This is a genomic window from Pseudoalteromonas sp. SWYJZ98, assembly GCF_015864495.1.
Taxonomy (GTDB): Bacteria; Pseudomonadota; Gammaproteobacteria; order Enterobacterales; family Alteromonadaceae; genus Pseudoalteromonas; species Pseudoalteromonas distincta.
The window spans coordinates 183532-207027 of the sequence record NZ_JADYXA010000003.1 but is presented as its reverse complement, the minus strand read 5'-3'; the positions used below and the strand labels follow the sequence as shown (position 1 = coordinate 207027).

Here is a 23496-nt window from a genome sequence, read left to right as displayed (position 1 = left end):
ACAAATATTATCAGTTATTTGTTTTTAAATGGCATAACGAGTAATCCCCAAAGGGAGGCGTTTTGTTTTTGGTTTGGGTATTCTTTTAAACCAATATCGATGTCGTAATCTGCTTTTTTTGCTTCACTTTTGTAGCTACCAAATAATTTATCCCACCAAATTACACTAAAACCATAGTTTGAGTTAGTTTCATTAACTACTTGGCTATGGTGAATTCGATGCAATATTTGCGTCATTAATATTAAACGCAGTGGTTTTTCAATGGCATTAGGTAGGCGTATATTTGCATGATTAAATAGTGCTAAACCATTAAGTGCTATTTCAAAAATAAGTACCGCAATAGCAGGTACGCCAAGAGCAGTTACTGCAATGAGTTTTATTAGTATGCTCAGTACAATTTCGATAGGGTGAAAGCGCAAGCCCGTACTGGTATCTACATGTGCATCGGCGTGGTGTACACGGTGCAAACGCCATAAAATAGGCACCTGATGAAATAATCTATGCTGCCAATAAATTAATATATCGAGTAAAAGTATGCTCAATATAATAATTAAACTGCTTGGTAGGGCTATTTGATTAAATAAGCCAATGCCGTGCTCTTGAGTGTAAAGTGCGATAGCGGTTAACCCAATAGGGGCCACTAAGCGCGCAATAACTGATGAAGCAAACACTAAACCAAAATTAGCAAACCAACGTGTACTGCTTTTAATAGGTGCTTGGCGAGCAGGCTTTTGCCATTCTAGCAGCATCATAATAACCAAAATGCAAAAAAAGAACCCTAAACGCCACCAAATTTCATTACTCATTGGCTTGTGTAACCTCATCAGCTTCTTGGAGTTTTAACGTGTTATAACCACCATGTATACGTGTAAAAATAGTAATAGCGCACGCAGTGGCAAAAATACTCGCCATTATGGCAAAGTGCTGCGGCCAAATACAAAAGGCAATAAACAGCGCTATGGTTTCTGTGCCTTCGGTTAAGCCGTTTAAGTAGTAAAAGCTTTTGTATTTAAATTGCGGTTTTTCGAGTTTAAATTTTTCGGCGGCTATGGCAAAGGCTAAAAAGCTTGAGCCTGTACCAATAAAAGTTACAAGTAATAACGATCCTGCTATCGAGTTTTGCTCAGGGTTTGCCAAAATAAAGCCAAGCGGAATAGCCGCGTAAAATAAAAAGTCGAGTGTAATATCTAAAAAGCCGCCGGCGCTTGAACTTAAATTAGCATGGCGTGCTAGTGCGCCGTCAAGCCCATCTAAAATGCGATTTAAAGCAATGGCAGCTAATGCGCCGTACCACATTTCAAAAGCAAGTAATGGCACAGCGAGCAAGCCAATTAAAAAGCCAAATACTGTTAGCTGATCGGGTGTTATGCCGCATTTATGTATCAGCATTACCACAGGCTTTAACAGTGGTTTTATTACAGGGGTGATAAATTTATCTAACATAGGGTGCCTTGTGCGCTTAAAGTACAGTATTTAAGGTGAAAAGTTTACCGTTTGCAGCGTCGTAATCGCTATGATCGTGCGTTACCATAATGGCAGGCAGTTTATGTTGGCGTATTTGGCTAAACACCAGTTCACGTGTATCAACGCGCAGTTGCGTGTCGAGCTTACTAAAAGGCTCATCGAGTAAAATAGCTTTTGGCTCACTTAATAACAGTCGTAATAGCGCAACGCGTGCTTGTTGGCCGCCCGACAAGCTATCGGGATGGCGATTGGCCATTCCTTTTAAACCAACTTGCTCAAGTGCGTGTGCTATTTTTTCAATGCGTTGTTTTTTATCCCCTTTGGGCATAGCAAAAGCAATATTACCCGTCACACTTAAGTGCGAAAACAATAAAGCGTCTTGATACAGTACGCCAATATGGCGTAAATGCGTGGGTAAATCATTTATATTTTTACCGTTAAGCCACACCTCTCCAGTGGCTTTAAAGCCACTGGGTAAAGTACCTGTAAGCCAATTTAATAAGCTTGATTTACCACTGCCCGATGGGCCCATAATTGTTAGAATTTCACCGCCATTAACTTGCTCGTTTAAGCTAAGTAGTCGCTCATTTTGGCGATAAAGCTGACAATTTTTAATCTGTAAAGATGACTGCATTAAAAAACCTTTAACTCAATACTGTTTAATATAGGTACTTTACACTCGTGCACTTTTAAAAAAGTACTTAGGTAAAACCCATGCCAGTATAAATCCAATAAGCGGGAGTGCCATTTGCATAATAGCGTATACGGCACTAGTGCGCCTACTTGCGCCATTTGCCAGGGTAACGGCTTCGGTTGTTATGGTGGCTATACGCCCGCCACCGGCTAAAAGAGTTGGTAAGTATTGGCCAAAACTGATCGCTAACCCCAATGCGGCTGCAATTAAAATAGGTGCAAATAACTGCGGTAATTTCACCTTAAAAAACACTTTGCTAGGCGCTGCGCCCAAACTTGCTGCAACGCGCGCAAAGCGAGAGTCTAACCGCCTATAAATGCTCGCGAGTGACAAAAATACGTAAGGCAAAACAAACAGTAAATGGGTAAACACCACATTAAAAAACGCGGCTTGGTTATTTACCCATTGTTGTATCCATACTAGGCCAAACAAAAAGGCAATACTGGGTACTAATAGCGGTAAGTAAATAATTAAACTGGTAAAGCGAGAGATGGGTTTGTCGCTTAACTGCTCCGACTCTAAACACAATAAAGTAACCGTAATGGCAAATACCGTTGTTACTAAACCAATAGCTAGGGTATTAAAAAGCGGGTTGCTCATTTGCATTAATGCACTGTTAAAATGCAGTAGTGTAAATTGCTCAGGGAGTGCATCGGGAAAGCGCCAAAAGCCGGCAACCGACCACAAAATAAGGGCAATTAGCGAGAGTAAAATAAAACCGATCACTAAAGTAGTGAGTATTACCGTTAGCTTTTGCCAATAAAATCCGCCGTATTCGCGCACTCCGTTAGTGAGTGAATCGCTAAATAATACTTTTATCGCTTTTTCGCCGCCAAGCCAAAGCGCAAGTAGCCCACCCGTGAGTGCCAGTTGTAGCAAAGCACCGGCTGAGGCTTTAATACGTAAGTTTAAATCGACATCGTTAAACCAATGCATAATAGCTACCGCTAATGTTGGCGGTGTATTTGGGCCTAAAATAAGTGGCATTTCTACACTGGCGCTGGCATAAGCGAGCACAGCTAAAATAGGTAAACGCAGCAGTGGGTAAAGGCTAGGGAGTATTACTTTAAAAAAGGCGGTCATGGGGCAGTAACCCAAATTAAGCGCAACTTTATGTTGCTGGCGTAATTTTTTGCCAAGCTCAGGCTGCGCCAGTACGCCTAGTGCCATTAATAACAAAAATGGCAGTTCTTTAAGCGTTAACCCTAAAATTATACTAATGCCGAATGAGTCATGCGGAAATAGGCCGTTTGGTGCAAGTTCCCACCCGCTTAACCAAGGCGATATAATTCGCGAAATCATGCCTGAAGGGGCAATTAAAAAACCTACCGCAATAGCCGCTGCAGCGTGTGGGATCACTAAAATAGGGCTCAGTAAACGCTGAATGCGGTTAAGCCAAGGGCTGTTAAAAAAAGCGGCTAAAATCATCAAAGTAATAATAAAAGCAAGTAAGGTACTTATTAAACCGGTGCCAATACTTAGCATAGCCATATTTACTAGGCCGGGTGTTTGCCAAAGCATGGTAAAGCCTTGCAAGCCAAATGTAGTTTGATCAAGTGCAGGGGCATAACCAAAGGCGGGTAGTAACACACTAATTAAGCCGCCAAGTACGGGTAAAATAAGTAAAACGAGTAAAAAGCGTGGGCTTAATTTTACTATTTTACTAAACATATCATGGCTTTTACGGGCGTGAGGCCCATGGCTTGTCGCCACTTTATTGCTAACAACATTCATTGGCTTACCCCATAGCGAGTTTGCCAGCCTTGCATTATGGCATTTACCCAGCTTGGGTGTGGCTCGCTCAATGTGCGCTTAATACTGTTAAAAGGCAGTGCGCTTGGGTGCGGTTTAGCTGTTTTAAACAAGGCTTGCTGATCAGGCGTTAGCCTTGATTGAATAAGTACGCTTTTATCGCCCCATATATGCGCTTTTTGCTTTTGAGCTTGCGCCTCTGGGCTTAATAAAAAGTTAGCGACTAATTGCGCACTTTGCGGGTGGCTTGCATTGTAAGGAATAGCCACAAAGTGAGTATTACTTAAACTGCCATCAGCCATTGCATAGCTGCGAATGCTTTTTGGTAAATCGTAGCGTTTAACGGCTGCGGGCACTTCGGGTGCTGAAAAGGTAAAGGCAATACTTAGCTCGGTATCGTCTACTAAACGGCGCATTTGCGCGCCACTTTGCATAAAGTGCGTGCCACCACGCCAAAGCGTAGGGTGTAGCTTATTTAAAAAGTTCCACAATGGGGTTAATACTTGTGCTGTGTTGTTAGCGGTAGCCGCTTGGTTTAACTGCGCTTTAATATTTTCGCTGCTTTGCTGATGCAGTATTACTAAGGCGTATTTTAAAAAGCTCATCCCTAAAAAATCAGGCGGCTTTGGGTAGCTAAAGCGCCCCGGGTTTTGTGTGCTCCAGTTTAATAATTCGTTTAATGTAGTAGGGAGTTTATTGTTTGTTTGTTCATTTATTGCAAGGCTGTCGTAATAAAAGGTGAGCGATGCTTGCCCCCACGGTGCTTCCATACCGTTTGTGGGTATGCCAAAGTCAAAATTAACTGCAGGGTTATTAGCGGGATCTGTGTATGCAAAGTGTGGCAGTTTATTTGCCCACTGTTTTAACAACAATGCGTGCTCGCTCATAGTGGCAAAGTTAGCGCCGTTTATCCATACCAGATCAACACTGCCTTGGTCATTATTATGTGCTGATTTTTCGGCCAACACACGGCTTACTGCTTCGCTGGTGTCGCTGAGCTTTACATGCACTAAGTTAATATTATATTTAGTTTTAACTTGCTGGGCAGCCCATTGAATATAGGCATTTATTTGCGCGTCGCCGCCCCAGGCATAAAAGTACACGCTTTGGTTATTACCAAGCGTTTCAATATTTTCCCAGCGAGTGAGTAGTTCTTTACTCATATTATGGGCGCTGTTATTAGCAAAAGTACTTAAGCTTGTTATTAAGCAAACGCAAAACGCGACACAGTAAACACTGTATCGCGTAGCTGTTTGCCAAAACTTACTGGCGTACATTTAAATCCCAGCTGTAGTCTAAAAATTTTACTTTCATGTCATTATTTCTAAGCGCTTTTTGCTGAGCGGGTACTAGTTTAAGTGCATCGCTATATTGCAAAAAAAACTGCAGTAGCGTGTCTGCACCTCTAAAACCTTTTTCAAAATCATCGCCGTACCACTTAAATATTGAAGACACGCTTAGCGTATTTTCTTGAGCCATATTGCGTGTCATATCTGATAAAAAGCGCACTGTTTGCTCTTGCAATTGGCTCACTAAATCAGTGGCTGTATAGGCTTCTTCTCGAAGCGCTGGGCAACCAATACTCGCGCAATTTACTGCAAAGTGAATACGTGGGTCGTTGTATCTACCGCTGCCACGTATTAAACCATGCTCTATATCATCAAGGCTGCGAGTTTTGCCAAGTAATGGCACAAACTCTTTACTCCATGGTGAGCTAAAAAAGCTCCCTAAGTCTTTAATTGACTTAATATCAGGGTACTTAGTCAATATAAGTTCAACAGTCCACGCATTATAAGCATTGATTAAAAAAGCGAGTTGCTTAGGCTTTTCCCATGCGTCAAATTCGCTTTGCGTTACAGCCGTTAACGAATCTAAATACGTTTTTAGCTGTGCATGCTCACGTTTTATAGCAGCGTAATCAACCTCAGTACTGTGATTATGATTAATAGCGACAACATGCTTATTTAATAATGCATTCCAGCTATCGTGCATGTTTTGGGCTTGGGTCGAAAATGATGTTGCAAACGATGTTACAACTAAAGCCGAACCAAGTAGCAATGCTTTTAGAGGTGTTTTAAACATATTAGCCTCTGCGCCATGTGTGGTATTTTTCAAGCAAGTTAAGCACTTTTTCAGGTGCATGAGCGCGTTTCCACTCACCTGCTGCGTATTTGTTTCCTTCAGCCCAAGTAGGGTAGCTGTGTATAGTACCGAGTATTTTGTTAAGACCTAAGCCGTGTTTCATTGCCAGTACAAACTCAGCAATTAAATCGCCAGCGTGTTCAGATACCACGGTAACGCCCAATATTTTGTCTTTGCCTTTGGGTGTAATCACTTTAATAAAGCCTTTTGTAGCGCTGTCGGTAATTGCACGGTCTAGCTCTTCAAATTCAAAGCGAGTAATTTCGTAATCTATGCCTTTGTCTTTTGCGTCTTGCTCGTTTAAGCCAACACGTGCTACTTCTGGGTCAATAAACGTAGTCCACGGAATAACACGGTAATCTACTTTAAACTTTTTAAGGTGACCAAATAAGCCATTTACCGCTGCGTACCAACCCTGATGAGCTGCCACATGTGTAAATTGGTATGGACCTACAATATCACCCGCTGCAAAAATATTAGGGTACAGTGTTTCTAGGTATTCGTTAGTTACTACTGTGCGGTTTGTTTCAATGCCTAGCTCTTCAAGACCGTAACCTTTAAGGCGTGCACTTCTACCAACGGCACATAATAGCTCGTCGTATTCAATATCTATTTCTTTGTCGTTATGTTTAACAACAATATATTTTTTACCATCGCGAGCTTCACAGCTTAGTGCTTGGTGCGATGTTAAAATATTAACGCCACTTTCGGTTAACGCTTCGTGAGCAAAAGTAGACACTTCAAGATCTTCTTTGATCATGATGCGCTCCGCCATTTCAATTTGCGTAACGCTTGAACCTAAACGTGCAAAGCTTTGTGCTAATTCGCTACCAATTGGACCACCACCAAGTACTACAAGTTTTTTAGGTGCCTCATCTAGCTCTGCAAATTTATTCCACAATGTATCGCTTGTTACATAGCCTGTTTCTTCAATACCAGGTAGTGACGGTACAAACGGGCGTGCGCCAGTGGCAATAACAATAGTACGAGCGGTGAGTGTTTGCGTGCCACCGTCGTTAAGTTTAATTTCTACAGTCCACGGGTCGATTAATTTACCGTAACCTTTTACAACATCTACGCCTAGGTTGGTGTAACGCTCAACGCTGTCGTGCGGTGCTACATCGGCAATAACTTTATGTACACGTGCCATTACTTTTTTGAACGAAAACTGCGGTGTCGCATTTTCTAGGCCGTAGTTTTCACCATGGCGAATTTGTTCTGCAATTTTAGCGCTTTTAATGACTGCTTTACTTGGAACACAACCATAGTTTAAACAGTCACCGCCCATTTCGCCCGCTTCAATAAGGGTTACTTTTGCTTTAACAGCAGCGGCTATATAACTTGTTACCAAACCACCTGCGCCTGCGCCAATAACAATCATGTTACGGTCGAAGCTTTTAGGTTTAGTATAGTTTTTGTATACACGACGTTTTTTAAACACGTTTAAGATCCCTTTAGCAATAAATGGGAATACGCCCAATAAAGCGAATGATAAAATTAAGTCCAACGATAAAATGCCCGATAAACTCTCTATTTGAGCAAGCTGAGTACCTGCATTAACAAATACAAATGTACCGGCTAGCATACCCACTTGGCTTACCCAGTAAAAAGTCCATGACTTGATGGCTGTTACGCCCATTAACAAGTTGATTAAAAAGAACGGAAACACCGGCACTAAACGCAACGTAAATAAGTAAAAGCCGCCTTCTTTTTCAACGCCTGCATCAATGGCTGCTAAACGATCAGGAAATCGCTTTTTAATGGTGTCGCGCAATAAGTAACGTGATACTAAAAAGGCCAATGTAGCACCTATGGTTGATGCAAACGATGCAACCAATAAGCCTTCAACTAAGCCAAATAAAGCACCCGCTGCCAGTGTTAAAATAGCCGCGCCCGGTAAAGACAATGCAGTAACCACCACATACAATAAAAAGAATCCGCCAATTATTAATAGCGGAGATTGCGCTTTATATTGGCTAAACTGATCCATCGAGCCTTTTAAGCCCTCAAGCGTAAGTAGTTGGTGCAAATCAAAATGAAAGAACAGGCCGATGGCGACCGCTGCAATTAATAACAAAAGTATTTTTTTAATCATGTTCTCTCTCTTTCAAACTTGTCTTTAAAAATTATGCGTAAGCGTCAGCTTGGCGTTTATTGGTAATTCAGGAAAAGCCAAGGTTGCACCAAAATAACCGCCTTCAAATACAGGGCGCCAATTTTTTTGATTGGTAACGTTGTTTACATCTAAGCGTAACTTGGTGCTAGGCGTAAAAGCATAGCTAGTATTTACGTTTAATGTGTACTGATCGCGAATATGTACGGTTGCCAAAAAGTCTAATGGGTAACTCTTTGTATATAGACCTGAAAAACCCGTTTGCCATTTCGAATTAATTGAATAATTTCCGTTAAAGCTAAAAGATTGCTCTGGAATGCCTTGAACTTGGCTACTTGAAGGCGCAAATGCGGTAAAACTAGGAGCGCCCACACTGGTGCCTGCAATAATATCAGGGCGTGAGTTGTCAAATGCATCGGCTACTTGGGCAGAATCTTGACTACTTGCAGAATTATCGTAGCGGGCGTCAATGTAGCTATAACCTGCGCTTAACCAGTACGGGTAGGCATCGTAAAATACTTGGCTTTCAAAACCTGTGGTGCGAATACCGGTATTACTGCCATCGCGGTTACGTAAACTACGGCGTTGACTAAATATTGCGCCATCAGCGTACCAATCGCTATTGGTTGGTGCATATTTTAAACCAAATTCAACTAGGGTATTTTCGGTGGCAAAATTTTGTGCACTAATGGTATTGTCGCCACCAAGTGTAGTGCCGCCAGCCATGCTATTTGATGTGGCTTCGTTGTAACTTGCTGCGCCATAAGTGGTGTAATCATCGCTGAGTCGGTAATTAAAACTTACTTGCCCTGAATGCAAAGTGTCGTTAATGCTGTCGCTGGCGGCAATTTGCCCTACAGGTGCTATTGGGTCGTTTGCTTCTACGTCATAAAAATCAACGCGGTAGCCAACACTTGTATGAAACTTATTAGTCCAATCAGAATCTTGCTGAATAGCAAAACCCGTTTGCCATGAGCGCGAATCGGTAGTGTCTGATAAGTTAAAGTCGCCACTGCCGTCGTTATTAATATCGTACTGACCACCCGGCGATACAAATACACCTGGGCGAAGTTCAACAAAGCGTGCTTGTTGTGCATCAGTTAAAGGAATGCGGCGATTTGAAATTGGGCCAGTTAAATCAATAGGTAAGTCGGCTTCTGTTGTAAATTGGCTGTAGCCTAGCACGCGGTTGTAACGCACATCAAAAGCAAAAATTGTTTGCTGTTCGTTGCTCCATTGGTAAGTCAGTTCGGTACGGTTTTGCGCGGTATCGGCACCATCTATAATTTCAACAAAGCTATTTTGTGCAATTTCTTCGCGTTGTAAGTGCTGAAAATACGTAATATTTTTTATAGATGCATTGTTTGAAAGTTCACGCTTATAAATGCTGTGTAGTAAATAAGTAGTGGCTTCGTTTTGATTGTCAGGGTCGGTAAGTACTGTACTACGGTCTATTTTTACTTGCCCAGTAGGTGAAACAATAGAACCTGCCGTTGGAACTGAACTGCCATTGGCTTGCACGCCTTGGCCGGTAATATAAAGGCCATCATCAATTAAGGCTTGAGTAGGGCGGTTAATACCTGCGTTATCGGTAAATTCAACTTGGTATAACTCAAAGTTAATATCCCAGCTGCTCTTGTCATCAGGTAACACCTTAAGTGCTGCAAATAGGCTGTCGCTTTTCGTGCCCGAAAAGTCGTAGTAACTGCCGTTATCAATGTGTTCAGCGCTTACTCTAAAACCTACTTTGTCTTTTACTATAGGTGCACTGTAATCAACTAAAACGCTGTACTGATCCCATCGTCCTGCAGATACCGTTGCTTTGCCTTTACTGTCGTCAGTTGATGCTTTTTTAGAATGTAAGTTTACAAAACCACCGTTGCGTTGGCTTGAGCCAAATAATACCGGTGGCGCGCCTTTTACTACATCTATTTGTTCTATAGAGTTGAACGATAACGGCACGCCAAAGCCATTATTACCTGCTTGGCGGCGTGTACCATCTTGGAAAAGCTCACCTAGTTGCCCACGAATAGTAGGTAAACTTGGTGCCCCAAAACCACTGGCTGAATAGGTATTAGGGCTTACTGCAAGTACATCTTGTAAAGTCGTAATATTGAGTTGTTCTATTAACTCGCTTGAAATTGGTGTTACTGAACGAGCTATATCTCGTAGAGCTAAGTTGTCGCCAAAAGGGCCGTCTACAGTGGCATTTTTAACCGAAAGACCTTGAGATTTAATAACTTGGCTTGCCACCTCAATACGCTCAATTGCGCCTTCTTTTGCTGATTTTGATTCTTCGGCTGCAAAAGCATTAAGTGGTGTATTTAATATGGTGGCTAGGGAAAGTGCTAAATATGCGTGTTTCAAACGTTTTCTCTCTACGGTTAAAATGTTGTTGGCGATAAAGACCGAAAGGATTAAAAATAACTTTCAGTAAAATTTTGATTCTTTTTGTTTTTTAGAACATAACAAAACAGATGCATTACAAAGTTGGTAATTAAGTACTATTGTTTTATTAGTCGATAAAATATTAATAGGGCGATTGTATTAGAGTGAATGTAAATGTTTGCTTTTAATAGGATTTATTAATTATAGACTACTTTCAACCTGCTAACATTTTAAAAGAGTTAACTTTTATGCAGCATTTTTAAATTACTTAAATAAGCTTCACTTTTAGTACAGCATGGCTTAACTAATGAATTTAATTAAAAATTTTTGAAATAAAAATAACTTATACGGTCTAGCTTACTTCTACGTTTATTAATATTCATTTAAGGAAATTTTATGACAGGTTCAATGAATTCTGATGTGCAAAACCGTTTGCAGTGGTCACTTTTATCTTTGCGTTTAGGCGTGTTTATTGTAATGGTTATGTGGACATTCGATAAGTTTGTTAATCCTGGGCATAGCGCACGTATTTTTGAACATTTTTACGGTATTAGTGGCTCTACAGATATAGTGGCTTACATTATTGGTGCGGTGCAGTTAGTGCTTGTTTTAGCATTTTTAGCAGGTATTAAAAAGCGTATAACGTACGGTATCATTTTTGTAATGCATGGTTTATCTACACTTTCTTCGTACAACCAGTACATAGATGGCTTTAATAACTTATTATTCTTTACTGCATGGCCAATGTGGGCTGCGTGTTTTGCACTTTACTTATTACGCGACCAAGACGTGAAATTTACTGTAAAGTAATAAAGTACATGCAAAAAAATTGGTTATAAGCCATAGGGCTTATAACCAATAAGTACACAGGGAGTGTGTGGAAGTAGGTTTGCATGTTATGCAACTAATGCATTGCGTCGTTGTATTGCTCAGCAAGGCTCTCTTTTTGCCCTTCGGTAAGTGCTTTACCCGCTAATTGAAACACTTCGTGTTCTTCTTCACTTAAATGATGATGTACCAAATGGTGTAGCTTTTTAGCTGCAACTAACCATGCTGACGAGCTCATTTCGGTATCTTCAAGTTGTTCAATTAATTCATCAATTTCGTGATGTTCAGCTACGCTGTGGCGCGCTTTTTCATGAGTTAAGTCATCAAACATAAGTGGGTTATAAAAGTAACGTTCTTCAAATTTTGCGTGATTTTCTAATTCTGTTTTTAGCTCATCCATTAGCGTGTGGCGCTGCTCTGTGTCGCCGTGTGTTTGAATAAGCGCATCTACCAATTCTCGTTGTTTGTCATGGTCATGACGTAGTGCTTCAAAAATATTCATAACTAGTCCTTTTACAATTTATTTGCTTATATCATTAACTAGCAAACTAAATGCCAAATATTAAGTTATTGTATTTTAATAAATTTAATTTAATTTTTTATTCTTTGGCTGCGATCACTGTAAATTTTACAGTGATATGAATGCAATAATTTCAGGCTTTTGCGTAGTTCAATTATAAAAGTGAGTATAAATTCCTACAGAACCTTACAAATATTTACTGGTTGTTTATTTTATTGCAGTGATAAAGTAACAGCGTTATTTAGGTACAACCTATATGTTACTCCCACATATAACATCAATCGGTATAAATGCAGGTAGCACGTTAACTTAATAGGATAGTTTAAGGATGAACATAAAAAGCCCCGTCGCCGCATTACTACTGTGCGCTTTACTGAGTGCATGTAGTACAGCCCCGCGTTCTGACTCTAACTTATGCATTGAAGAGGCTGAAATGGTTGATCGAAATGGCGCTCAAACAAGCTCACAGGTTTACAATCAATGCATTAGCGCACAAATTAAAAAGGATGAAAAAAATAACACTTTTTTTGATGCCATCGGTACGTTCTTTTTTGAATTTTTTGTAATGGTGGTAGAAAAGTAAATAGGCTAACTTGCAGCTGTAATTTAAAGTAAATAAGTTGCGTAAAAATAGGATTATTTATGAAGCAATTATTGATAGCAATTTCACTTTTTTTATTACTAAGCGCTTGTGCGGCGCAGCCTTACGCAGGCTCGGCAAAATGTATGGAACAAGCAGATATTGCATACGAAACCGATACACGTAAAAATGAGACATTAGATAATGAATGCAAAGCTGCAAAAGTAAATACGCCTAATAAAGAGCTTGAGAATCATGGCTTGGTTGATAGAAGCCTTTTACAGCTAATCGTTAGCTTTTTAAATGGCGTATTTTAATAGTAAAAGTATAATTAAATAAGGTATGTATGAGGGAAGAACTAAGAGCAAAAATAATTACTGTGTGCGATAAAAAAATAGCAGCTAAAGGCGAAAATGTAGGGCTTTCTTTTTATGCATTTTTTGCCAATAAAAACGACGACCCAGAGCTACTTATGGAGGCCGCTACTTGGTGGATACACACTCATAAATTAGATCATTTTGTAAAAGCACATAAAATTAAACAGATGGTTTTAGATGGACTTTAGTCAATTAACTGAGCAAGTACTTTTAGCTGTATTTATCTAATCAACAACGATTTGGTTTCTGCCGTTTTCTTTTGCTTTATAAAGTAATTTATCTGCATGCTTAATAAGAACATCTAGTGTGCTTTTTAAAGGGCTACTTACAGAGGCTCCCACACTAAAAGTGATTTTTGTATTACTAGGAAGGTCTTTTATATTACTACAATGCTCGGTAAACCTAGTGGCTAGCTGGTCAAATATATCTCGAATAGCTAGTTCGTCAACCGAATTTAGTGCAAACAACCATTCTTCGCCGCCGTAGCGGCCAAACTGATGATCACCACTTAGTGTTTCTTTTGCAGCCTTTGCAAAGGAAATAAGAACTAAATCTCCAACATCGTGACCAAATTGGTCGTTAACTTTTTTAAAGTAGTCTAAGTCAACAATTGCTATCGTCATTTTACCTTCATCAAGCTTTGCTTCTGCTGCGCGCATTATTCCTCTGCGATTAGGGCTATTTGTTAGATAATCTGTTAATGAAATATCGTGATATTTTTGACGTTGTCGAGCTTGCCGATAAAATAAAAATAATGAAGCAATCACTAAAATAAACGCAATAGCAGCGCTGAGTCGCCAAATTATTTTTTGTTGGTACTCTTCTTTAGCTTGTAGTTCACTAATGTCTTTTTCGTACTCTAGTTGCTGTATTTTTTCTTCTTTTTCTTTTACTTCAAACTGTACCTGTAGTGTTTTTATATTACTTTCACTGGTAGCTTCGTAGTGTTTTTTTGTATAAAGGAGCTTTTGTTCAATTGCTTCAAAAGCCTCGTTAGTGTAGTTAAGGCGTCGCTTTAGCTCATAGCGTTTACTTAAAAAATCGGCTTTATAAATACTGCGGCTGAATTTATCTAAGTTTAAAAATACCTCATCGTTTGCTTCATTTGCTTGATCAAGTAAATCTAGTTTTATATATATGTCAGCTAACAAAATGAGCGATGCGAGTTGCATGTCGTGTACACCTGCAGAACGAGCAAGCTCAATGTTCTCTTTAGTTAAAGTTAAAGCTTTATCGTAGTTTGCTTGTAAGTACTCAATGCTAGCAATTGAGTATTGGGCAAAGGTTAAGCCTTTTTGCATATTAGCTTTTTTAAAATAGAGCAATGCTTTGTCTAGGTATATTAAGGCATCTTTAGGTTTTTTTATCTCGAGCAATATATTGCCTAAACTCCAATATGCTTTTGCAGTAAAAAGCCCGTCTTGTGTTTGCTCATATGCCGCAACCGCTTTTTTTGCATAATATATGGCTTTGTCTTTTTCGTTTAGATAATTATATGCATCGGCTATTTTTCTAAAAAAGTATCCCTGAGATGCTGAGTCGTCATCTTTTAATGCTAATTCTAGCCCCTCTAGTGCAACATTTAGGGTCTTTTTCAATGCGTCTGTATCGGTGTAATAGTAAGCAAGTGCTCGTAAAATAATAATTTTTTCTTTAGATGAATGCTGTTGCAGGCTCTCTTCTAATTTTGTGGCTAGCTTGTGTGCTGGAGCTGGGTTTGCATCCCTCGCTAGAGACTTGAGTTGTGATTCGAGAAATAATAAATATACACTTTTTTGGTTTGGTAACTCTTTGTTCTTTAAGTAATAGGATAAGTGAGTATTTAACGCTGCGTATTTTTCTTGTCTAAAAAGTAACTCCGCATACAAAGCGGCCGCTTCTAAATGAAGCTTTTCCCAATTTTGATCTTTGCTTATTTTAAACGCTTGAGTGAGTTTGTCTCCATTTTGAAGATAGTCTAATTCATTTAGTTTTATGTTATTGATGAGAGTTTGAGTTGTGTCAAAGTCTAGCGCATGTGAAGTTGCATTTAATGAATCGCCGTTAGCAGAGGCAAGTTTACTAAAAAGTAAAAATAAAAGAAGAACAATATACTTTGCCCATAAAGTATTACCTAAAAGCTTTATTTGTGTATTGTTAGCCATGTTAATCCTTTGCTGATTTATTTTTATTATTGAAATACTTATTCACAGTGCTTAATAAACTTGGGTTTGAACAGTTTTTATACTTCTCATTGAAAAAATAAGACCACAAACGATATCAATTTAATTAATAAAAACAAACACATTGTATAATATAGTCGCTGTAGTTATGGGTTTTATTAAAAATCAGCGGCTACTTCAAACTCTAATCGCTCGAGCGTAATAGGGTGAGTAAATGCTAAGTATTCTGCATGTAAATGTAATCGTTCGGCTTTTTGCCCGTAATGTGTGTCGCCTATAATTGGCATGTTTAAACCTAAGCTGTGTGCACAATGCACTCTTAATTGATGAGTTCGCCCTGTTTTAGGGTATAACTGTAATCGGGTAATATTGTTGTTACGCTCTAAAACCTGCCAGGTAGTAAGTGATGGCTTACCGTGTGTGTAACACACCATTTGGCGCGGTTTATCATCAAAGTCGAGCACTAAGGGTAAATCAATTACTCCGCTATCCTCAGCTACGTTACCATTAACTAATGCGACATAACGTTTATCTATGGTGCGTTCAATAAACTGCTTTTGCAGTGCTTTGTGCACGCGTTTATTAAGTGCAATCATCAATAACCCAGAAGTCGACATATCTAATCTGTGTACAATTAGTGGGCCTGATGCCTCTGGAAACTGCGTTTTGATTCGCATATAAACTGAGTCATCAATATTAACGCCAGGCACTGATAAAAACTCAGCGGGCTTATTTACCACAAGTAAGTCGTCATCTTTATAAACAATACTTAAATCTTTACCCTGAGCTGGGTTGATAAGTAGCGGGTTATCTTCAACCATTAAACCCTTTAGCATGTGCCCAAGTATTGGTTGGCATTTACTGTAACAAGAAGGGTAGTAGTTTTTATGCTGCCTAATTGCTGATTTAGGTGCTGCTCCCCACCAAAACTCTGCCATAGCAAGTGGCTTTAAGTCATGTTTATAGGCGTATTGTAATAATTTAGGCGCTGCACAATCGCCAGCACCCGAAGGAGGAGTGTGCTCAGGTAATGCTGCGAATATGGCATTTAAGTCTGTAGTTTCACCATTTGCATTTAAAAATTGGTACTGCGCAAATAACTTTTTTTGTAAGCTTTTAGAAAGCGTTTTACGGCGCTTTTTTAAATGAGCAATTTCATCAGAAATATTGATGTGTGTTTGCTGCAGTGACTCGATTATATTTTGCCAATAGGCTTTAAGTGCCAGCAGTTGCTTTTTTTCTACGATACTTTGCCCTGCAAGCTTATTTTTTAACTGCTCAAAATCACTTTCGCTAAGCTCTAATTCGCCTTCGGTACGTTGTATTTTACGTTGCTGACGACCGGCTTGCATTACTGCCTGTTGGGCTAATAGTGCTTGCTGGTAGCTTTGTGTTGCATCATCAAGTTTGCTATTAACTTCAAGCAGTTGTTCATTATTTTCTAATTGCTCAATTTGAGCATTAATATCGTTAATTATTTTACTTTGAGCCAAATAGGTATCGTCTTGCAGCTGCATACTAGAAACAGGCGGCACAAAGCTAATATTGCCTTTATCACCTTCAATTTGCCCCGAATAAGCGCTTAAAAAGCCTAATTGTTGCTTAGCATTTTGCACCACTAAAACCCCAAACATTTTACCTGCATTTTCTGCTTTTAAATGCGTTAACGTTTCAAGTTGTTGCTGTAATTGTTTTGTGGCTGCTACAGCTAATGGTTGCGGCTCGTAATAAAAAGGGAAAGTAAACTTTTCAGGAAGCGCGAGAGCATCAATATTTTGAGAAAATAATGTAAAGCAAGAAGCAGAATTTGGCATAGAAGTAAGAGAAAAGCATTCAGTAAAATAATTGAGCGCATAATAACATATTCATAGTTAAGCCACTAAAAATCTCGCACCCGCATATTCATAAACACTTTAAAGCGGACATTCATGTTTTATGTATCAGTATGGGGCGCAGCAGACTTAGGCGTTTGTTAGTAAAGTCTCAGTAGTAATATATCTATCATTATCAAAATATTTAAGCTTATCGATTCTCAATAATTGAGCGCATTTCGAAACGACGACTTACCTGATAGATCAGAGACGAAAAATCAATTTACAGAATAACTGAATATTTAGGAGTTCTATATTATGAGTCAAAATATCGCAAGTTTTATCACTAAAACCCTCGAACAAGCTGGCGTAAAACGTATTTGGGGAGTAACTGGCGATTCACTTAACGGCATTAGTGAAAGTCTGCGAAAAATGGAAACAATTGAATGGCTAGGTACGCGACATGAAGAAGTTGCCGCATTTGCAGCTGGTGGCGAAGCCCATTTATCAGGCGAGCTTGCGGTGTGTGCGGGTTCTTGCGGGCCAGGTAACCTTCATTTAATTAATGGCTTATTTGATTGTCAGCGCAATAATGTACCAGTATTAGCAATTGCCGCACATATTCCTTCATCTGAAATTGGCAGTAGTTATTTTCAAGAAACCCATCCGCAAGAATTATTTAAAGAATGCAGTGTGTATTGTGAAATGGTGTCGAGCCCTGAGCAAATGCCGTACCTGCTAGAAACAGCAATGCGACAAGCAATATTAAATAAAGGCGTGAGTGTACTTGTGCTACCTGGCGACATTGCATTAAAAGATATGCCTAATGCTATTAAGCCAAAATGGAACGTGCCAAAACCAGCAACGTATACCCCCGCTTTATCTGATATTGAAGCAATGGCGACTCATCTTAATAAAAGTAAAAAAGTAACCTTATTGTGTGGTGCTGGTTGTAAGGATGCCCACGACGAAATTGTTGCGCTAGCCGAAAAATTACAAGCACCGATAGTGCATGCCATGCGCGGTAAAGAATTTATTGAATACGATAATCCTTACGATGTTGGTATGACCGGATTTATTGGCTTTGCATCGGGCTATCATGCAATGCAAGAAGCCGATACGTTATTAATGATTGGTACTAGTTTTCCTTATCGTGCTTTTTATCCCGAAAATACCACCATATTACAAATTGATAATCAGGCTGCGTCACTCGGGCGACACGTGCAAATTGACTGTGGCGTGTTAGGGGATACTAAAAATTCAGTGACCACACTGCTTGATTATATTAAAGGTGAACGGACAAGTTCGCACTTACAAAAATGTGTTAAAAACTACAAAGAGTCTCGACAAGATCTTGATGAACTTGCCAGTGGCAAAACCTCGCAAAATTTAATTCACCCGCAATACCTAACACGTTTACTCAACGAGCAAGCAGCTGACGATGCTGTTTTTACTTGTGACGTAGGTACGCCAACAGTGTGGGCTGCGCGTTATTTATCAATGAATGGTAAGCGTCGCTTAATTGGCTCGTTTAATCATGGCTCTATGGCAAATGCGATGTCGCAGGCAATGGGGGTTCAATCTGTTGATAGAGATCGCCAAGTAATTGCAATGTGTGGTGATGGTGGCTTTTCGATGTTAATGGGGGATTTAATCTCACTTAAGCAGCTTAATTTACCAATAAAGATTGTTGTTTATAATAATCGCTCACTTAGTTTTGTAGCTATGGAAATGAAAGCCAGTGGGTTTTTATCAAGCGATACCGATTTAGAAAACCCAAGTTTTGCTAACATTGCACAGGCTTGTGGCTTAAAAGGGATTCATGTGGATGACCATGAAAAATTACCATCAGCAATGAACGAGATGATGAACCACTCAGGACCTGTTGTTTTAGAAGTCGATACTGCAAAACAAGAGCTTTCAATGCCACCGCAAATCAAATTAGAGCAAGCAAAAGGCTTTAGTGTTTACATGATGAAGGCGTTAATAAATGGTAAAGGTAACGAGATTGTAGAGCTTGCCAAAACTAACTGGTCACGCTAGTTAGTTACTCCCCTATTGAGTACTTTTGCTCAATAGGGAAGTATAAAGCAATAATGTCCTCTATGATTTGCTTATTGAAAATGTATACCTTTCACGTAATGTAAAAAACGTCTGACATACTTTCTTAAATATTAATAAACCATAGTGCTCTCTTGTAACTTGTTGAACTAAAAGTAAAATAACATGAAGTTTGTATAGAGTAGGTAATAGTAATAACCTATAAGGTCAATTACGTGTTTATAAAAGTAGGTATAGAGCGTTGATTAAAATTGAAGACTTTTCTTTAGCATGGTGCTAGATTAGCTCATCCTATGGTGATTTTTCTAAAGATACACTAAATAAACTTATTCCGTTGAACGAAGATCAAGCAAGAGCATTAATTGCTACTACACCTATTAACTTTCCGGTCGGAGCAAAAAGATTCGACTCCACACAAGGGAGTGAGTTAACACGCCAATGGTTAAAGGGCTTAGTAAATGATTCGCAAACAGTAACAATTTGCTGGGATTAAGAAACAGCGCTTACCCTACCTTGGCTAGTTTTTTGTGATTACTGGGATGATTCTTGCTATCCATCAAGTGATGACATAAATCTGTATTTAACCTGAACTCTGGTTAAGAGATTTACTAAAATATTGAATCATAGTGATATTTAAATTTATTTTCTCTAGCCAGAGATTTTTAGTGGAAAACAAGGCGAATTTACGCGTCAATAGCTGGCCTATTGCAAGTAAATTCAACGCAGTTAGCGCTGAAAATAGCTGCTTGAGATAGATTTATTATCCAGAGTTCAGGTTATTTAGAAAGCGGTGAACTGTTTTTACGTTGGAATCACTATGAGGTTTTTGAGTTTGACTCAAGTGCAATGTAATGAGCTAAAACACTTAGCATTGGCCTCAATTGCTACTTAGTAGTTGTTTTTAGTTTAACGTTTTACTCGCTTTACTCAATTAAAGTAAAGCGAGTGCTTAGTATCACTTACAAACTCTTTTTAGGCGGTAGGGCTACGTTTGCAAATATTAGTCCTGCAACAAGCGACATAAATATTAAAAACGTTTGCTGGCCTATATGCTCTGCGTATATAAAGTCTTGGCCTTCAATGAGTGAGTTTAAGCCAATATAGGTTTTGCTACCTGGTACTAATACAATCAAGCCTTGCATGGCCACAATAGAGGCCGGCGCATTAGCAACGCGGTTAAACAAGTTACTAAAAATACCCACCGACAAAGCACCCACAAACGTACCTAATGTGTAATCAAGGTACATAGCCGAGCCAATACTGGTGCCGTACGCTATAAAGCCTGATGCTATAGACCACACAGCGTGCTTAAGTTTGGTTCTAAAAATAACGATTAAGCTGCTACAAAGTAAAAATATAGCCAGCCATGCTGTCCACTTTGGTAATGGTTCAGGTTGTACAAAGTCAGCTTGCCCAAAGAGTGCAAAGCCAATGCCTATGCCAATAAAACCGCCAAAATAGAGTTTAAATAACAGCATAAACGAGTCCATGACTCGTGCTGTACCCGACACTAAATGCCGCGCTGCAAGCTCTGCTAAGCCAAGCGCAAGTGCTAAACCGGGTATAAATACAATAATGGCTGAAAGTACCACCAAGCGTATGTTTATTTCAGGTGTTATATACACACTTACTGCACACGCAAGTATTGCCGATATTATGGCTACCAATGGCTCAAGCATATGGGCTACGCGTTTTGAGCGCCCAGACCAAAGCACAAACAAATAAACAACTAAAGTAAGAAGCGATGACCAAATAACATCAGTCCAGCTAGTACCCATTAACATTGCAAACGCACCACCAGAAGTTGCAAAGGCAACGCCCGTAACAAGTTTATTGTATGGGTTTGGCATGTCGTAGATAGCATCTAGCTGGGCGTCAACTTCTTGTAAAGTTAGCTTGTCGTCAAGCATTTGGTTTACAAGATCGTCGGTGTCGGCAAGTGAGCCTAAATCGTGATCGCCAGGGTCTACACGCGCAACATGGGTGTACTCGTCTTCGTGGCCATCAGTCCAAATAACAAACGTTACCGAAGTTGGCGACATAACAAACGACGATTTAAGTCCTAAATATGTAGCCACTTCCATTAGGTGGGCTTCTAGGCGGTAAGCAGGCGTACCATACTTGTGAAGCATTTTACCCAATTTAACGATAAATTTGCGTTTTTCTGTAAAGGTTGCAGTTTTCAAATCTTTTTGGACCAAATATTGCGATAACTAAGCTAAAAATATAGACAATACAGCTAAAACTGCCCACGTTTGTTGGGCGCGATTTTAAACACTAATTGGTGTGTGTCTAGTCATTTTTAATCTAATTTTTTATTTTTTTCAGCTATCCATTGCGACATGTATTGAGTGCTGCGCATTGTATGATGTTTGAGCATTTGGCCTGTAAAGTTTTTTTCGCGATGAGCGTTTAAATCACTACTTATTGAATCGACTTTTTGAATTAACGCAGCGCTCAATTGTACTTTATTGTACAGCGTATTAAGGAGCGTGTTGCCATTTTGCTGCGCTTGTTCAAAGTCACTTTGATTGGTGTACATTTCAACAGCAGCATTGGCAAAATCGTCGGCAGTGTTGGCTATTTTACCAGGCCATGGTAAATCGTTATGCATGCCCTCTGCACCAATATTAGTGGTAACGCTGGGTGTTTGCATAATCATGGCTTCAAGCAATTTACCTTTTATGCCTGCACCAAAACGCAGTGGTGCTAAACATACGCGTGCGCTTTGCATTACATCAAACGCATTATCGGCCCAGCCTTTTATTAAAAACCCTGTTTTAGGGTTATTTAGTGCCGTGGCTTTTGGTGGTGGGTAAGAGCCATAAATATGTAGTTCTGCTTTTGGGAGTTGCTTGCGAATAAGTGGCCATATTTTTTGTAAGTAAAGTACAGCATCCCAGTTTGGCGCGTGTCTAAAGTTACCTATGGTCATAAAGTGCTGGCGCTGCTCAAACGTTTTTGTACTTGTAGGTAATGAGCTTAAATCGACCATAAATGGTAAATGGTGTAATAAGCTTGGCTCTATTTTAAATACGCTGTTTAGCAGGCTCATTTCATAACTTGAAATAATTAAGCTTAGGTCGCAGCGTAAAATAGCGGCAATTTCGCGTTTTGCTATGTCTGAGTGTAAATCGCTGGTTGTAAACTCGCGCTCACCTTTAAACGCTTCGTGACGAGCGTTACGCAAACATTGTAAATCTTCGGTATCGAGAATTTTAACGGCATTTGGGCAATGTTTATCGACGCGCCAGCCAAATTGTTCTTCCATCATAAAGCGGTCAAACATGACTATATCTGGGTTATAGGCTTTAACGTATTCGTCAAAGCTGTCGCAGTTTAGTGCAATGCTTTGGCTGGTTATACCAAAGTCGTCAAGGTTTACCATGTGGTCGGTGCGCTGCGCGGGCGTTGCAAATTCAACGTCCCAGTTTTGCGCTCTAAATGCATTTAATAACGACATCATGTGCGTTCCCGCAGCAGACGAATTTGGCTCTGGCCATACGTAGCCAATTACCAGCACTTTTTTCATTGGCTAGAATCTCTAATTTGTAAGTTTACATTTACCAGTGTTTTTACTGGCGGGGCTGTATTTTGTTGTAGCTCTTGCAGTATTAAAAGGCACCGCTTAGCTATATCAGTTGTACTAATAGCTACGGTGGTTAAGTGATTATTTATAACCGCGCTATTAGGAATGTGGTGGCAACTCACTACTTTAATAGAGTGATGAGTTAATGAGTTAATAGCGGCAATAACACCTTGAGCAATAATATCGTTTGCACACACCACTGCGTTTAATGTGGGGTTGTGTTTATATGCTTCTATAAATGCATTTTTAGCGCTAAGGACTGTGTTTACTGCGCAGTCAATGGGTGCTAATGGTGTAATGCTGTGCTGCGCGCATGCGGTATTAAAGCCACTTTGCAGTGCTTGTGAATCACTTAAAGTAAGTTCATTGCCTATAAATGCTATGTTTGTCACGCCTTGTGCGAGTAAATGCATACTGGCTACGTGGCTGGCTTTTTTATAGTCGGGTAATACACACGGAGCTGCGCTAAAGGGCACTTCACTCATTAAGGTAATTACTTTGTGTTGCGCGCTGAGCGCATCAAGCCATTTGGGGCAAGTATTAGCAACGGGGCAAATAAGAAATGCAGCTGCGTTGTATTCTTTTAAGTTTTTAACTGCGTTTGCTTGTAGCTCAAGACTATTATTACAGCTTACAATCATGGCTTGTAAGCCATTGTCGTTTAACAAAAGTTGTAAGCTGGTAGCAAGGTGTGCCATAGCTGGGTTAGTTAAATCATTTATTACTATGGCCACTAAGTTAGAGCGTTTTGAGCGCATAGCAGCGGCATCACGATTATAAACGTACCCTAGCTCATCTATCGCTTTGAGTATTTTTTGTTTACTTTTATTGCCCACTTTATCGCTTTGGGTAAGCACCAACGATACGGTTGATTTTGATACACCAGCACGCTCTGCAACATCAAAAATGGTGACTGATTTGGCTTTGTTATGCATTGTATTTTAAGTACCGCAGTGGTGAATAAATAGCGCTGTAGTTTAGCTTAATCAGCACTATTAAGTCATCTTTTAGAGGT

The 23496-nt window shown here is 39.7% G+C and carries 19 protein-coding genes; 5 read left to right on the top strand and 14 right to left on the bottom strand.

What is annotated here, in order from left to right; translation table 11 throughout:
* Positions 1 to 14: 14 nt before the first annotated feature.
* Genes I6F10_RS03840 through I6F10_RS03805 form a run of 8 tightly spaced genes read right to left on the bottom strand, consistent with a single transcriptional unit; the run spans position 15 to position 10532 of the window.
* Positions 15 to 806, bottom strand: a complete 792-nt coding sequence (locus I6F10_RS03840) for a sterol desaturase family protein (RefSeq protein ID WP_165743763.1) — start codon at positions 804 to 806, stop codon at positions 15 to 17.
* Positions 799 to 1443 (bottom strand): CDP-alcohol phosphatidyltransferase family protein, encoded by a 645-nt coding sequence (locus I6F10_RS03835; RefSeq protein WP_165743762.1) that lies wholly within the window; start codon positions 1441 to 1443, stop codon positions 799 to 801. The genes I6F10_RS03840 and I6F10_RS03835 overlap by 8 nt, the downstream gene beginning before the upstream one ends.
* 16 nt (positions 1444 to 1459) lie before the next feature.
* On the bottom strand, positions 1460 to 2098 hold the full coding sequence (locus I6F10_RS03830; protein ID WP_010553632.1) for an ATP-binding cassette domain-containing protein: 639 nt from the start codon (positions 2096 to 2098) through the stop codon (positions 1460 to 1462).
* A gap of 39 nt (positions 2099 to 2137) precedes the next feature.
* Positions 2138 to 3892 (bottom strand): ABC transporter permease, encoded by a 1755-nt coding sequence (locus I6F10_RS03825; RefSeq protein WP_165743761.1) that lies wholly within the window; start codon positions 3890 to 3892, stop codon positions 2138 to 2140.
* Positions 3889 to 5187: an ABC transporter substrate-binding protein gene (locus I6F10_RS03820; RefSeq protein WP_165743760.1), complete on the bottom strand. Its 1299-nt coding sequence runs from the start codon at positions 5185 to 5187 to the stop codon at positions 3889 to 3891. The genes I6F10_RS03825 and I6F10_RS03820 overlap by 4 nt, the downstream gene beginning before the upstream one ends.
* The gene (locus I6F10_RS03815; protein WP_165743759.1) at positions 5174 to 5992 is read right to left on the bottom strand and encodes a DUF547 domain-containing protein; all 819 of its coding nucleotides are present in this window, start codon (positions 5990 to 5992) and stop codon (positions 5174 to 5176) included. The genes I6F10_RS03820 and I6F10_RS03815 overlap by 14 nt, the downstream gene beginning before the upstream one ends.
* Position 5993: 1 nt before the next feature.
* Positions 5994 to 8147 (bottom strand): FAD-dependent oxidoreductase, encoded by a 2154-nt coding sequence (locus I6F10_RS03810; RefSeq protein WP_165743758.1) that lies wholly within the window; start codon positions 8145 to 8147, stop codon positions 5994 to 5996.
* Between the two features lie 24 nt (positions 8148 to 8171).
* Positions 8172 to 10532, bottom strand: a complete 2361-nt coding sequence (locus I6F10_RS03805; RefSeq protein ID WP_165743757.1) for a TonB-dependent receptor — start codon at positions 10530 to 10532, stop codon at positions 8172 to 8174.
* A gap of 417 nt (positions 10533 to 10949) precedes the next feature.
* On the opposite strand from I6F10_RS03805, the gene I6F10_RS03800 reads away from it, so the two are divergent.
* On the top strand, positions 10950 to 11363 hold the full coding sequence (locus I6F10_RS03800) for a hypothetical protein (protein WP_002960120.1): 414 nt from the start codon (positions 10950 to 10952) through the stop codon (positions 11361 to 11363).
* A 94-nt stretch (positions 11364 to 11457) separates the two neighbouring features.
* On the opposite strand, the gene I6F10_RS03795 is transcribed toward I6F10_RS03800, so the two are convergent.
* Positions 11458 to 11883, bottom strand: coding sequence for a hemerythrin domain-containing protein (locus I6F10_RS03795; RefSeq protein ID WP_008134499.1), 426 nt, complete (start codon positions 11881 to 11883; stop codon positions 11458 to 11460).
* A gap of 346 nt (positions 11884 to 12229) precedes the next feature.
* On the opposite strand from I6F10_RS03795, the gene I6F10_RS03790 reads away from it, so the two are divergent.
* From I6F10_RS03790 to I6F10_RS03780, 3 genes are read left to right on the top strand one after another with little or no spacing between them, the layout of a single operon-like run.
* On the top strand, positions 12230 to 12484 hold the full coding sequence (locus I6F10_RS03790; protein ID WP_165743756.1) for a hypothetical protein: 255 nt from the start codon (positions 12230 to 12232) through the stop codon (positions 12482 to 12484).
* Positions 12485 to 12543: 59 nt separating this feature from the next.
* Positions 12544 to 12798, top strand: a complete 255-nt coding sequence (locus I6F10_RS03785; RefSeq protein WP_165743755.1) for a hypothetical protein — start codon at positions 12544 to 12546, stop codon at positions 12796 to 12798.
* A 29-nt stretch (positions 12799 to 12827) separates the two neighbouring features.
* The gene (locus I6F10_RS03780) at positions 12828 to 13046 is read left to right on the top strand and encodes a DUF6500 family protein (RefSeq protein WP_007377212.1); all 219 of its coding nucleotides are present in this window, start codon (positions 12828 to 12830) and stop codon (positions 13044 to 13046) included.
* Between the two features lie 36 nt (positions 13047 to 13082).
* Here the strand turns inward: I6F10_RS03780 and I6F10_RS03775 are convergent, their stop codons facing one another.
* Both I6F10_RS03775 and I6F10_RS03770 read right to left on the bottom strand, forming a co-directional pair.
* Positions 13083 to 15002: a tetratricopeptide repeat-containing diguanylate cyclase gene (locus tag I6F10_RS03775; protein ID WP_165743754.1), complete on the bottom strand. Its 1920-nt coding sequence runs from the start codon at positions 15000 to 15002 to the stop codon at positions 13083 to 13085.
* Positions 15003 to 15178: 176 nt separating this feature from the next.
* Complete coding sequence (locus I6F10_RS03770) at positions 15179 to 16834, bottom strand: RluA family pseudouridine synthase (protein ID WP_165743753.1); 1656 nt, start codon at positions 16832 to 16834, stop codon at positions 15179 to 15181.
* 315 nt (positions 16835 to 17149) lie between these two features.
* Here I6F10_RS03770 and poxB point away from each other — a divergent pair, with 315 nt between their 5' ends.
* A complete protein-coding gene (poxB, locus tag I6F10_RS03765) occupies positions 17150 to 18874 on the top strand; it encodes a ubiquinone-dependent pyruvate dehydrogenase (protein WP_165743752.1) in 1725 nt (574 codons plus the stop codon).
* Between the two features lie 977 nt (positions 18875 to 19851).
* Here poxB and I6F10_RS03760 read toward each other — a convergent pair.
* The 3 genes from I6F10_RS03760 to I6F10_RS03750 form a co-directional block, all read right to left on the bottom strand.
* Positions 19852 to 21078 (bottom strand): threonine/serine ThrE exporter family protein, encoded by a 1227-nt coding sequence (locus I6F10_RS03760; protein WP_002960134.1) that lies wholly within the window; start codon positions 21076 to 21078, stop codon positions 19852 to 19854.
* Positions 21079 to 21194: 116 nt separating this feature from the next.
* A complete protein-coding gene (locus tag I6F10_RS03755; protein ID WP_165743751.1) occupies positions 21195 to 22424 on the bottom strand; it encodes a glycosyltransferase in 1230 nt (409 codons plus the stop codon).
* On the bottom strand, positions 22421 to 23416 hold the full coding sequence (locus I6F10_RS03750; RefSeq protein ID WP_165743750.1) for a LacI family DNA-binding transcriptional regulator: 996 nt from the start codon (positions 23414 to 23416) through the stop codon (positions 22421 to 22423). Before I6F10_RS03750 ends, I6F10_RS03755 begins: the two co-directional genes overlap by 4 nt.
* Positions 23417 to 23496 lie beyond the last annotated feature (80 nt).

Excerpts from the sequence above, each read along its gene's own strand:
- I6F10_RS03840 (WP_165743763.1), bottom strand. The coding sequence starts at position 806 with ATGAGTAATGAAATTTGGTGGCGTTTAGGGTTCTTTTTTTGCATTTTG.
- I6F10_RS03835 (WP_165743762.1), bottom strand. The coding sequence starts at position 1,443 with ATGTTAGATAAATTTATCACCCCTGTAATAAAACCACTGTTAAAGCCT.
- I6F10_RS03830 (WP_010553632.1), bottom strand. The coding sequence starts at position 2,098 with ATGCAGTCATCTTTACAGATTAAAAATTGTCAGCTTTATCGCCAAAAT.
- I6F10_RS03825 (WP_165743761.1), bottom strand. The coding sequence starts at position 3,892 with ATGAATGTTGTTAGCAATAAAGTGGCGACAAGCCATGGGCCTCACGCC.
- I6F10_RS03820 (WP_165743760.1), bottom strand. The coding sequence starts at position 5,187 with ATGTACGCCAGTAAGTTTTGGCAAACAGCTACGCGATACAGTGTTTAC.
- I6F10_RS03815 (WP_165743759.1), bottom strand. The coding sequence starts at position 5,992 with ATGTTTAAAACACCTCTAAAAGCATTGCTACTTGGTTCGGCTTTAGTT.
- I6F10_RS03810 (WP_165743758.1), bottom strand. The coding sequence starts at position 8,147 with ATGATTAAAAAAATACTTTTGTTATTAATTGCAGCGGTCGCCATCGGC.
- I6F10_RS03800 (WP_002960120.1), top strand. The coding sequence starts at position 10,950 with ATGACAGGTTCAATGAATTCTGATGTGCAAAACCGTTTGCAGTGGTCA.
- I6F10_RS03795 (WP_008134499.1), bottom strand. The coding sequence starts at position 11,883 with ATGAATATTTTTGAAGCACTACGTCATGACCATGACAAACAACGAGAA.
- I6F10_RS03790 (WP_165743756.1), top strand. The coding sequence starts at position 12,230 with ATGAACATAAAAAGCCCCGTCGCCGCATTACTACTGTGCGCTTTACTG.
- I6F10_RS03785 (WP_165743755.1), top strand. The coding sequence starts at position 12,544 with ATGAAGCAATTATTGATAGCAATTTCACTTTTTTTATTACTAAGCGCT.
- I6F10_RS03780 (WP_007377212.1), top strand. The coding sequence starts at position 12,828 with ATGAGGGAAGAACTAAGAGCAAAAATAATTACTGTGTGCGATAAAAAA.
- I6F10_RS03775 (WP_165743754.1), bottom strand. The coding sequence starts at position 15,002 with ATGGCTAACAATACACAAATAAAGCTTTTAGGTAATACTTTATGGGCA.
- I6F10_RS03770 (WP_165743753.1), bottom strand. The coding sequence starts at position 16,834 with ATGCCAAATTCTGCTTCTTGCTTTACATTATTTTCTCAAAATATTGAT.
- poxB (WP_165743752.1), top strand. The coding sequence starts at position 17,150 with ATGAGTCAAAATATCGCAAGTTTTATCACTAAAACCCTCGAACAAGCT.
- I6F10_RS03755 (WP_165743751.1), bottom strand. The coding sequence starts at position 22,424 with ATGAAAAAAGTGCTGGTAATTGGCTACGTATGGCCAGAGCCAAATTCG.
- I6F10_RS03750 (WP_165743750.1), bottom strand. The coding sequence starts at position 23,416 with ATGCATAACAAAGCCAAATCAGTCACCATTTTTGATGTTGCAGAGCGT.